Consider the following 10359-nt stretch of genomic DNA (forward strand, 5'->3'; position numbering starts at 1 on the left):
CGCGAGACATCAGCACCGAGAACTCATCGCCTTTTTTCAGTTTGCGGAAATCCATCTGCCACTGCATGGCCTTGATCACCGCACTGATTTCAGAGCTGGTCAGCCCGGCATCTTTAGCACTGGCAACGAAGCTCCCGCCGACTGTGCCTTTGATACGGCTGTTAACCCAATCGCCCTGCTGCATTTCGCTACTCATTTTGAAACCCGTCGCAATGCGATCGTAAGTACGGGTTTCGCGACGAGAAACTTCCCAGGTCAGGCGTTGCAGGTCACCTTCCGCGCTTAGCGTCCAGGAAAGTTGCTGGCCAATTTTCAGGTTACGCAACTCTTTATCGGAAGCAGCAAGCTGGCTGATGTCACCCATATCGATGCCGTACTGATTCAGAATACTGCTCAGCGTATCGCCCGTAGAGACGACATACTCATGCACACCGGCCTCACCAGACGTTTTGTCATCCAGTTCATCCTGGGGGATAGCTTCATCTTCCTGAGCGGCCTGATCGATAGGTTCGCTGGCCTCAGGCAACAGAGAACGAATCTCGCTTTTTTCCAGCTCGATAGTTTTGACGATGGGTGCAGAATCGGGGTGGTAAACATAGGGCCGCCAGACAGCGACGGCCAATGTCAGTACGGTAAGCGACCCCAGCATAACGCGATGGGGTCGCGGCAGATTATTAAATGCCAGAGCGACAGAGCGGGCTATCTGTTGCACGTATTCACTTCCTCATTAATCTCCTTTCAGGCAGCTCGCATACTGGTTGGCTAATTGGTTCAAAAACGCTGAATAGCTTGTTTTACCCAGTTTGATATTCGTTCCGAGTGGATCCAACGTTCCCATTCGAACGGTTGTCCCTCTCGCGACGGCTTCAACGACCGCTGGCCTGAACTGTGGCTCAGCAAAAACGCAGGTTGCTTTTTGCTCAACCAACTGTGTTCTTATTTCATGTAAACGCTGCGCACCAGGTTGAATCTCAGGGTTCACGGTAAAGTGACCAAGCGGTGTTAGTCCGTAGTGTTTCTCGTAGTAGCCATAGGCGTCATGAAAAACGAAATAACCTTTGCCCTTGAGCGGCGCGAGCTCGTTACCTACCTGCTTATCGGTTGCGGCTAATTGTGCCTCAAAATCCTTCAGGTTGGCGTCAAGTTTGGCTCGACTTTGCGGCATAAGTTCCACTAATTTTTCATGGATTGCAACCGCTGAGGCCCGCGCTATCTCTGGGGAGAGCCAAAGATGCATGTTGTAATCGCCGTGATGGTGATGCTCGTCACTTTTTTCACCACCCGCATCGCTGTGTCCATGATCGTCATCGTCGTCGTCAGCACCTTTCATGAGTAACGGTTTCACGTCATTAAGCTGCGCAATCGTTACCTGTTTCGCGTTAGGAATATTCTTGACTGACTTTTCCATAAACGCTTCCATCTCAGGTCCAATCCACACGACTAAGTCCGCGCCCTGTAAGCGTTTTACGTCTGAAGGACGCAGTGAGTAATCGTGTTCGGAAGCCCCGTCAGGCAGCAGAACCTGGGTATCAGTTACCCCATCAGCAATGGCTGAAGCGATAAATCCCAGCGGCTTAAGAGACGCCACAACGGCAGCATTTGCCGCCTGTGTTGCACTACCCCAAAGAGCAGCGGATAATGCTGCGAAAAGAAGCGTATTTTTATGTAACATAATGCGACCAATCATCGTAACGAATGTAAGAAATGTGATATTATAACATTCTATAACTTCTGCAAGACTAAAATTGATATGACGACTTTGGTTTCACTGGAAAATGTCTCGGTCTCTTATGGTCAACGCCGCGTCCTTTCTGACGTATCGCTTGAACTTCGACCCGGTAAAATTTTGACGCTTCTCGGCCCAAATGGTGCCGGGAAGTCAACCCTGGTGCGCGTTGTTTTAGGGCTGGTAGCGGCTGACGAGGGAGTTATCAAGCGTAATGGTCAATTGCGGATTGGCTATGTGCCGCAAAAGCTGTACCTCGATACCACGCTTCCACTGACGGTCAGTCGTTTTCTGCGCTTACGTCCCGGCACCAAAAAGGAGGATATTCTTCCGGCACTGAAGCGCGTTCAGGCCGGGCATCTGATGAATGCGCCGATGCAAAAACTCTCTGGCGGGGAAACGCAACGCGTCCTGTTGGCCCGTGCTTTATTGAATAAGCCTCAGCTACTGGTTCTTGATGAACCGACCCAGGGTGTGGATGTCAATGGTCAGGTCGCACTGTACGATCTTATCGACCAGTTACGACGTGAACTGGATTGCGCCGTACTGATGGTTTCCCATGACCTGCATCTGGTGATGGCTAAAACCGATGAAGTGCTGTGCCTCAACCATCATATTTGCTGTTCCGGCGCGCCAGAAGTGGTTTCCATGCACCCGGAATTCATCTCAATGTTCGGGCAACGCGGCGCCGAACAACTCGGAATTTACCGTCATAATCATAATCATCGCCACGATTTACAGGGTCGTATCGTCTTACGCCGGGGAAATGGTCACTCATGATTGAATTGTTATTACCCGGTTGGTTAGCCGGGATCATGCTGGCCTGTGCCGCCGGCCCACTCGGCTCGTTCGTCGTCTGGCGTCGTATGTCTTATTTTGGTGATACGCTGGCCCACGCTTCACTGCTGGGCGTCGCTTTTGGTCTGCTGCTGAATGTAAATCCTTTCTATGCCGTCATTGCCGTGACCCTGATGCTGGCGGCCGGTCTGGTATGGCTGGAGAAGCGCCCTCACCTCGCGATCGATACCTTGCTTGGTATTATGGCGCACAGCGCGTTGTCATTGGGGCTGGTTGTCGTCAGCTTGATGTCAAACATCCGCGTGGATCTGATGGCCTACCTGTTTGGTGATTTACTCGCCGTGACGCCAGAAGATCTCATCTCCATCGCCATTGGCGTGATTATCGTTCTGGCGATTCTGTTCTGGCAGTGGCGCAACCTGCTGTCGATGACCATCAGTCCGGATCTGGCTTTTGTTGATGGCGTGAAGCTGCAACGCGTTAAGCTGTTGCTGATGCTGGTTACAGCTTTAACTATCGGTGTGGCGATGAAGTTTGTCGGGGCGCTGATTATCACCTCTCTGCTGATCATCCCTGCGGCAACCGCCCGTCGTTTCGCCCGCACACCGGAACAGATGGCAGGCGTCGCCGTTGGTGTGGGTATGATAGCGGTTACAGGGGGGCTGACCTTCTCAGCCTTTTATGATACCCCAGCAGGGCCATCCGTGGTGCTGTGTGCCGCGCTGCTGTTTATCTTCAGCATGATGAAAAAGCAGGCGAGCTAAGCGAGTGTTGCCCGGTGGCGCTGCGCTTACCGGGCCTACAAAATCGCCCTGGCCTGGTGAGCGTAGCGACTTCAGCCGCTAAGGCATCTCTGGCGGCGTGATCCCGAAATGGTTCCAGGCGCGCACCGTTGCCATTCTTCCGCGCGGCGTACGCTGCAGAAAACCTTGCTGAATCAGATACGGCTCCAGCACATCCTCAATGGTTTCACGTTCTTCCCCGATCGCCGCCGCCAGGTTATCCAGGCCGACCGGTCCACCGAAGAATTTATCGATCACCGCCAGCAGCAGCTTGCGGTCCATATAATCGAAGCCTTCCGCGTCGACGTTGAGCATATCCAGCGCCTGAGCGGCGATATCCGCCGAAATGGTGCCGTCATGCTTCACCTCCGCAAAATCACGTACCCGGCGTAATAAACGGTTGGCGATACGCGGCGTACCACGGGCGCGACGCGCCACTTCCAACGCCCCTTCATCGCTCATTTCCAGTCCCATGAAGCGGGCGCTACGTCCGACAATGTGCTGCAGATCGGCAACCTGATAGAACTCCAGTCGCTGCACAATACCAAAGCGATCACGCAGCGGGGACGTTAACGACCCGGCGCGCGTCGTCGCCCCAATCAGGGTAAACGGCGGCAGATCGATCTTAATTGAACGTGCAGCAGGCCCTTCGCCAATCATGATATCCAGTTGATAATCTTCCATCGCCGGATACAGCACCTCTTCCACCACCGGCGACAGGCGATGGATTTCATCGATAAAGAGAACATCGTGGGGTTCAAGGTTAGTGAGCATCGCCGCCAGATCGCCCGCTTTCTCCAGCACAGGTCCGGATGTGGTGCGCAGGTTGACGCCCATTTCATTGGCCACAATATTGGCAAGCGTGGTTTTACCGAGGCCAGGAGGACCAAAAATCAGCAGGTGATCGAGGGCATCACCGCGCAGCTTTGCCGCCTGAATAAAAATCTCCATTTGCGAGCGTACCTGAGGCTGGCCAATATACTCTTCCAGCAATTTAGGGCGGATCGCACGATCCACCAGGTCTTCAGGTGTCGTGCTGACAGCCGAAATCAGGCGATCTGCTTCAATCATCCTTTACCTCACAATGCCGCGCGAAGCGCTTCACGAATCAGGGTTTCACTGCTGGCATCAGGGCGGGCAATTTTGCTCACCATGCGGCTGGCTTCCTGTGGTTTATAGCCTAACGCCACCAGCGCAGCAACCGCTTCCTGCTCGGCGTCCTCCGTTGCCGGACTTGCCGGAGAGGTCAGGACCAGATCCGCCGCCGGGGTAAAGAGATCGCCATGCAGACCTTTAAAGCGGTCCTTCATTTCTACAATCAAACGCTCGGCAGTTTTCTTTCCAATGCCGGGTAACTTCACCAACGCGCCAAGTTCTTCACGTTCAACGGCATTCACGAACTGCTGGGCAGACATACCGGAGAGGATCGCCAGCGCCAGCTTCGGGCCTACGCCGTTGGTTTTAATTAACTCTTTAAATAGCGTGCGTTCTTGCTTGTTGTTGAAGCCATACAGCAACTGCGCGTCTTCACGCACCACAAAATGGGTGAAGATAATCGCTTCCTGTCCGGCTTCCGGCAGCTCGTAGAAACAGGTCATGGGCATATGCACTTCATAGCCTACCCCACCGGTTTCCAGAAGGACCAGCGGGGGTTGTTTTTCAAGAATGATGCCTCTGAGTCTGCCTATCACATGACGCTCCTGCGTTAAGGGCTAAAAGGTAATGCGCTATCATAAAAAAAGGCTGGATAGATATCCAGCCTCATTTGTCACTAACGTAACCGACCTCGCGCCAGATTCAGCCTCGACTCGCTCATTTGCATGGCATTCTGACTGACATGGCAGTGGGTAATGGCAATCGCCAACGCATCCGCGGCGTCCGCCTGCGGGTTGGCGGGCAGCTTCAGTAGCGTACGCACCATATGCTGCACTTGGCTTTTTTCCGCACTACCGATACCAACCACGGTCTGTTTTACCTGGCGGGCCGCGTATTCAAAGACCGGAAGGTCCTGATTGGTCGCCGCAACGATTGCCACGCCGCGCGCCTGCCCCAGCTTTAGCGCCGAGTCGGCATTCTTCGCCATAAAAACCTGCTCAATGGCAAAATAGTCCGGCTGGAACTGGGTGATTATCTCCGTCACGCCCGCATAAATCAGCTTCAGACGTGATGGAAGATCGTCGACTTTGGTGCGAATACAGCCGCTGCCGAGGTAGGTCAGTTGCCTGCCGACCTGACGGATTACGCCATAACCGGTAATGCGTGACCCCGGGTCAATGCCGAGAATAATAGACATCACGCATCTCCTGTTACTTTATGGCTTAACCACATCATTCTAAGGTCGCAGCAACCTCATCGGAGATTTCACCGTTGTGGTAAACTTCCTGTACGTCGTCGCAGTCTTCCAGCATATCGATCAGACGCATCAGTTTCGGTGCCGTTTCTGCATCCATGTCTGCTTTAGTGGACGGGATCATCGTCACTTCAGCGCTGTCTGCTTTCAGGCCAGCCGCTTCCAGCGCGTCACGCACTTTGCCCATCTCTTCCCACGCGGTGTAAACATCAATTGCGCCGTCGTCGTAGGTCACTACATCTTCAGCACCGGCTTCCAGCGCCGCTTCCATGATGGTGTCTTCGTCGCCTTTCTCAAAAGAGATCACGCCTTTTTTGCTGAACAGGTAAGCCACAGAGCCGTCGGTGCCCAGGTTACCGCCGGTTTTGCTGAATGCATGACGTACTTCAGCCACGGTACGGTTACGGTTGTCAGACAGGCATTCAATCATCACCGCGGTGCCGCCAGGGCCGTAACCTTCATAGATGATGGTCTCCATATTCGAGTCTTCATCACCGCCCACGCCACGCGCGATGGCACGATTCAGGGTGTCACGGGTCATGTTGTTGGACAGCGCTTTATCCACCGCCGCGCGCAGACGCGGGTTAGCATCCGGATCGCCCCCGCCCAGTTTAGCCGCCGTCACCAGCTCACGAATGATTTTGGTAAAAATTTTACCGCGCTTGGCATCCTGCGCGGCTTTACGATGTCTGGTATTGGCCCATTTACTATGACCTGCCATAAATAATATCTCCAAAAAGCGCGCCTTCTCAGGCGACGTTAATCACAAATTCTTCAATCGCCTGCCGATTACTCCACGACTTGGTTAACTGGGCGGCTTCAACCGCATTAACCCAACGATAGGTCAGATGTTCGGTGAACACGATCTCTCGTTCTGAGGGAAGTGCCAGGCAAAACCAGGATTCAGTATTACGTTCAATTCCCGGCGCATAGCGATGACGTAAATGGCTAAAAATCTCAAACTCCACCGTGCGCTGACAGTCAATTAAGGTCAGTTGCTCAGTCGCAACATCAATGGCGACCTCTTCCTTTACTTCGCGCATGGCGGCCTGCGACGCGGTTTCACCCTCTTCCAGACTGCCGGTGACCGACTGCCAGAAGTCAGGATCGTCGCGTCGCTGTAACATCAGCACTCTCCCGGTGTCCTTTGCATAAATCACGACCAACACCGAGACAGGCTGTTTGTACTTCATATCAGTTATTCTCGGCCTTCTTCACAACCTGAATGCTCAGTTCCGCCAGCGCTGCTTCGTTAGCGAAGCTTGGCGCTTCAGTCATCAGACACGCGGCTGCCGTCGTTTTCGGGAAGGCAATAACGTCGCGAATGTTATCAGTACCCGTCAGCAACATGGTCAGACGATCCAGACCAAACGCCAGGCCCGCATGCGGCGGAGTACCATATTTTAGCGCATCCAGCAGGAAGCCGAATTTCTCGCGCTGCTCTTGCTCGTTAATGCCCAGAATACCGAATACGGTCTGCTGCATGTCACCGTTGTGAATACGTACGGAACCACCACCTACTTCATAGCCGTTGATAACCATATCGTAAGCATTGGCAACCGCATCTTCCGGCGCAGCTTTCAGCTCAGCAGCGGTCATGTCTTTCGGCGAGGTGAACGGGTGGTGCATCGCGGTCAGACCGCCTTCACCATCGTCTTCAAACATCGGGAAGTCGATGACCCACAGCGGCGCCCATTTCGACTCGTCGGTAATGCTCAGATCTTTACCCAGTTTCAGACGCAGCGCGCCCATCGCGTCGGCAACCACTTTCTTGTTGTCGGCACCGAAGAAAATCATGTCGCCGTCTTGCGCTCCGGTACGCGCCAGAATCGCTTCCACGATTTCTGCGTTCAGGAACTTAGCCACCGGGCTGGTGATACCTTCCAGACCTTTCGCACGCTCGGTGACTTTGATGTAAGCCAGACCTTTCGCGCCGTAGATCTTAATAAAGTTACCGTAATCATCGATCTGCTTACGGCTTAAGCTCGCACCGCCCGGTACGCGCAGAGCGGCTACACGGCCTTTCGGATCGTTCGCCGGACCAGAGAACACCGCGAACTCAACGTCTTTCACCAGATCAGCGACGTCAACCAGTTCCATTGGGTTACGCAGGTCTGGTTTATCGGAGCCGTAACGGCGCTCAGCCTCGGCAAAGGTCATGATCGGGAAATCACCGAGATCCACACCTTTCACTTCCAGCCACAGATTCCGTACTAACGCTTCCATTACTTCACGCACCTGCGGCGCAGTCATGAAAGACGTCTCGACGTCGATCTGGGTAAATTCAGGCTGACGGTCAGCACGTAAGTCTTCATCGCGGAAGCATTTTACGATCTGATAGTAACGGTCAAAGCCAGACATCATCAGCAGCTGTTTGAACAGCTGAGGAGACTGCGGCAGCGCGTAAAACTTGCCTTTATGAACGCGGGAAGGCACCAGATAGTCGCGCGCGCCTTCCGGCGTCGCTTTGGTCAACATCGGGGTTTCGATGTCGAGGAAGCCGTGATCGTCCATAAAACGACGCACCAGGCTGGTAATTTTGGCGCGTGTTTTCAGGCGCTGCGCCATTTCAGGACGACGCAGATCCAGATAACGATACTTCAGACGCGCTTCTTCGGTATTAACGTGGTTAGAGTCCAGCGGCAGTGAGTCTGAGCGGTTGATGATGGTCAGATCGGACGCCAGTACTTCAATTTCGCCAGTCGCCATATCGGCATTGACGTTTTTCGCATCACGCGCACGCACGGTGCCCGTAACCTGGATGCAGAACTCATTACGCAGTTCGGAGGCCAGCTTTAACGCGTCCGCACGGTCCGGATCGAAAAATACCTGCACGATACCTTCGCGGTCGCGCATATCGATAAAGATCAGGCTACCAAGATCACGACGACGGTTGACCCAACCACACAGAGTCACCTGCTGCCCCTCGTGGGACAGACGTAGCTGCCCGCAATATTCTGTACGCATGAGATATCCCTTAACTTTGCCGCAGGCGGATTGTCATCTGTCTCGCAGATGACGAAGTCGCAGCTTTAGCTGAATGTCACAACTGAATGAAAAAAGGCGGCTATTATACTGGAAATTCTGCCGCACGATAAGTCCGGTACTGACTGTACGCCTGTTTCCTCGACGGGCATTGCGTAATCTCACAAAAAATAACAAAAATTGTCGCCCCTTTCACACTGATTCGCGATTAAGGTGTAACGGAATTCTTATTTTTTACTGGAGTGACCATGCTGGAACTGAACGCAACAACAACCGCCCTTGTCGTTATTGACTTACAGGAAGGGATCCTGCCTTTCGCTGGCGGACCACATACGGCACACGATGTGGTTATCCGCGCCGCACGATTGGCGGAAAAATTTCGTGCTAAGGGTTCTCCAGTAGTGATGGTACGCGTTGGCTGGTCTGATGATTATGCTGAAGCGCTGAAACAGCCGGTTGATGCCCAGGCCCCGGCCAAAGCGTTACCCGACAACTGGTGGGATTATCCGCAAGCCCTGGGCAAATGCGCCAGCGATCTGGAAGTCACCAAACGTCAGTGGGGCGCGTTCTACGGTACCGATCTCGAGCTACAGTTGCGCCGCCGGGGTATCGATACCATCGTCCTGTGTGGCATTTCCACGAATATTGGCGTGGAATCCACCGCGCGAAACGCGTGGGAGCTAGGATTCAATCTGATTGTTGCGGAAGATGCCTGTAGCGCCGCCAGTGCTGACCAGCATCAAGGCAGCATGACACACATTTTCCCACGCATTGCGCGCGTGCGCAGTGTGGACGAGATCCTGCACGCGTTATGATCTATATCGGCTTACCCCAGTGGTCGCACCCGAGATGGGTGCGACTTGGGATCACCAACCTGGAAGAGTATGCCCGGCACTTTAACTGCGTGGAAGGCAACACCACGCTGTATGCGTTGCCAAAAGCCGAGATTGTCGCCCGCTGGCATGCACAAACCACCGATGCGTTTCGATTTTGTTTTAAGTTTCCGGCCACCATTTCACATCAGGCCGCATTGCGTAACTGTGATGATTTGGTACAGGAATTTTTCACGCGCATGTCACCGCTGGAGGCGCGCATCGGGCAATACTGGTTACAATTACCCGCCACCTTTGCCCCACGCGATCTGTCCGCTCTGTGGCCGTTTCTCGACGCGCTCCCCAAATCCTTTACCTACGGTGTCGAAGTTCGCCATCCGGACTTCTTTGCCAAAGGCGAAGCCGAGCAGCAACTGAATCGCGGCCTGCATGAGCGAGGTGTAAACCGGGTGATTTTAGACAGTCGCCCGGTGCATGCCGCCATCCCGCATACTGAAGCGGTACGCGAAGCTCAGCGTAAGAAACCAAAGGTTCCGGTTCATGCAGTGGTAACAGCCAATCATCCGATGGTGCGTTTTATCGGTAGCGATGATATGGCACAAAACCGGCAGTTATTTGCAGTTTGGTTAACCAAGCTGTCGCAGTGGCAACAATCCACGACGCCGTATCTTTTTTTACATACGCCGGATATCGCGCAGGCCCCGGAGCTGGTAGACACGTTATGGGCGGATTTACGTAGCGTCCTGCCAGAGATCGGATCAGCACCGTCTATTCCACAGCAATCTTCTCTTTTCTGAAATTGCCACCTATCATAGACAGTGCCATCAACTCAACCATACTCTAAATAATTCGAGTTGCAGGAAGATGGCAAGTGAGAGAATCCCC

At 53.6% G+C, this 10359-nt stretch carries 12 protein-coding genes; 4 read left to right on the forward strand and 8 right to left on the reverse strand.

Going from position 1 to position 10359, the window contains the following annotated elements; all coding sequences use genetic code 11:
- A partial coding sequence (mepM, locus tag KQJ18_RS18005; protein WP_216422427.1) for a murein DD-endopeptidase MepM occupies positions 1-712 on the reverse strand: 712 nt, incomplete at its 3' end.
- A 15-nt stretch (positions 713-727) separates the two neighbouring features.
- Entirely contained in the window at positions 728-1672 is a 945-nt protein-coding gene (gene znuA / locus KQJ18_RS18010; RefSeq protein ID WP_038643243.1) for a zinc ABC transporter substrate-binding protein ZnuA, read from the reverse strand.
- Positions 1673-1750: 78 nt separating this feature from the next.
- On the opposite strand from znuA, the gene znuC reads away from it, so the two are divergent.
- Both znuC and znuB read left to right on the forward strand, forming a co-directional pair.
- Positions 1751-2506, forward strand: a complete 756-nt coding sequence (gene znuC / locus KQJ18_RS18015; RefSeq protein WP_006684140.1) for a zinc ABC transporter ATP-binding protein ZnuC — start codon at positions 1751-1753, stop codon at positions 2504-2506.
- On the forward strand, positions 2503-3288 hold the full coding sequence (gene znuB / locus KQJ18_RS18020) for a zinc ABC transporter permease subunit ZnuB (RefSeq protein ID WP_069324707.1): 786 nt from the start codon (positions 2503-2505) through the stop codon (positions 3286-3288). The genes znuC and znuB overlap by 4 nt, the downstream gene beginning before the upstream one ends.
- A 78-nt stretch (positions 3289-3366) precedes the next feature.
- Here the strand turns inward: znuB and ruvB are convergent, their stop codons facing one another.
- The 6 genes from ruvB to aspS all read right to left on the reverse strand — a co-directional run bounded on the left by ruvB (position 3367) and on the right by aspS (position 8623).
- Positions 3367-4377 carry a Holliday junction branch migration DNA helicase RuvB gene (ruvB, locus tag KQJ18_RS18025; RefSeq protein WP_005120696.1) on the reverse strand — a complete coding sequence of 337 codons (1011 nt, stop codon included), beginning with the start codon at positions 4375-4377 and terminating at the stop codon, positions 3367-3369.
- A gap of 8 nt (positions 4378-4385) precedes the next feature.
- Positions 4386-4997 (reverse strand): Holliday junction branch migration protein RuvA, encoded by a 612-nt coding sequence (gene ruvA / locus KQJ18_RS18030; RefSeq protein ID WP_038641428.1) that lies wholly within the window; start codon positions 4995-4997, stop codon positions 4386-4388.
- Between the two features lie 80 nt (positions 4998-5077).
- Positions 5078-5599, reverse strand: coding sequence for a crossover junction endodeoxyribonuclease RuvC (ruvC, locus tag KQJ18_RS18035; protein ID WP_003034867.1), 522 nt, complete (start codon positions 5597-5599; stop codon positions 5078-5080).
- Between the two features lie 34 nt (positions 5600-5633).
- Positions 5634-6377: a YebC/PmpR family DNA-binding transcriptional regulator gene (locus KQJ18_RS18040; RefSeq protein ID WP_006684137.1), complete on the reverse strand. Its 744-nt coding sequence runs from the start codon at positions 6375-6377 to the stop codon at positions 5634-5636.
- 28 nt (positions 6378-6405) lie between these two features.
- Positions 6406-6849, reverse strand: coding sequence for a dihydroneopterin triphosphate diphosphatase (gene nudB / locus KQJ18_RS18045; protein WP_038641430.1), 444 nt, complete (start codon positions 6847-6849; stop codon positions 6406-6408).
- A gap of 1 nt (position 6850) precedes the next feature.
- A complete protein-coding gene (gene aspS, locus KQJ18_RS18050; RefSeq protein WP_042307805.1) occupies positions 6851-8623 on the reverse strand; it encodes an aspartate--tRNA ligase in 1773 nt (590 codons plus the stop codon).
- 266 nt (positions 8624-8889) lie between these two features.
- On the opposite strand from aspS, the gene KQJ18_RS18055 reads away from it, so the two are divergent.
- Both KQJ18_RS18055 and KQJ18_RS18060 read left to right on the forward strand, forming a co-directional pair.
- Positions 8890-9456, forward strand: a complete 567-nt coding sequence (locus KQJ18_RS18055) for a hydrolase (protein ID WP_038641434.1) — start codon at positions 8890-8892, stop codon at positions 9454-9456.
- Positions 9453-10271, forward strand: a complete 819-nt coding sequence (locus KQJ18_RS18060; protein WP_216422429.1) for a DUF72 domain-containing protein — start codon at positions 9453-9455, stop codon at positions 10269-10271. Before KQJ18_RS18055 ends, KQJ18_RS18060 begins: the two co-directional genes overlap by 4 nt.
- The last annotated feature ends 88 nt before the right edge of the window (positions 10272-10359 follow it).

The sequence above is a fragment of the Citrobacter sp. S55_ASV_140 genome (assembly GCF_018919505.1).
Classification (GTDB): domain Bacteria; phylum Pseudomonadota; class Gammaproteobacteria; order Enterobacterales; family Enterobacteriaceae; genus Citrobacter; species Citrobacter werkmanii.

Excerpts from the sequence above, each read along its gene's own strand:
- znuA (WP_038643243.1), bottom strand. The coding sequence starts at position 1,672 with ATGTTACATAAAAATACGCTTCTTTTCGCAGCATTATCCGCTGCTCTT.
- znuC (WP_006684140.1), top strand. The coding sequence starts at position 1,751 with ATGACGACTTTGGTTTCACTGGAAAATGTCTCGGTCTCTTATGGTCAA.
- ruvB (WP_005120696.1), bottom strand. The coding sequence starts at position 4,377 with ATGATTGAAGCAGATCGCCTGATTTCGGCTGTCAGCACGACACCTGAA.
- znuB (WP_069324707.1), top strand. The coding sequence starts at position 2,503 with ATGATTGAATTGTTATTACCCGGTTGGTTAGCCGGGATCATGCTGGCC.
- KQJ18_RS18055 (WP_038641434.1), top strand. The coding sequence starts at position 8,890 with ATGCTGGAACTGAACGCAACAACAACCGCCCTTGTCGTTATTGACTTA.
- KQJ18_RS18060 (WP_216422429.1), top strand. The coding sequence starts at position 9,453 with ATGATCTATATCGGCTTACCCCAGTGGTCGCACCCGAGATGGGTGCGA.
- aspS (WP_042307805.1), bottom strand. The coding sequence starts at position 8,623 with ATGCGTACAGAATATTGCGGGCAGCTACGTCTGTCCCACGAGGGGCAG.
- ruvC (WP_003034867.1), bottom strand. The coding sequence starts at position 5,599 with ATGTCTATTATTCTCGGCATTGACCCGGGGTCACGCATTACCGGTTAT.
- KQJ18_RS18040 (WP_006684137.1), bottom strand. The coding sequence starts at position 6,377 with ATGGCAGGTCATAGTAAATGGGCCAATACCAGACATCGTAAAGCCGCG.
- nudB (WP_038641430.1), bottom strand. The coding sequence starts at position 6,849 with ATGAAGTACAAACAGCCTGTCTCGGTGTTGGTCGTGATTTATGCAAAG.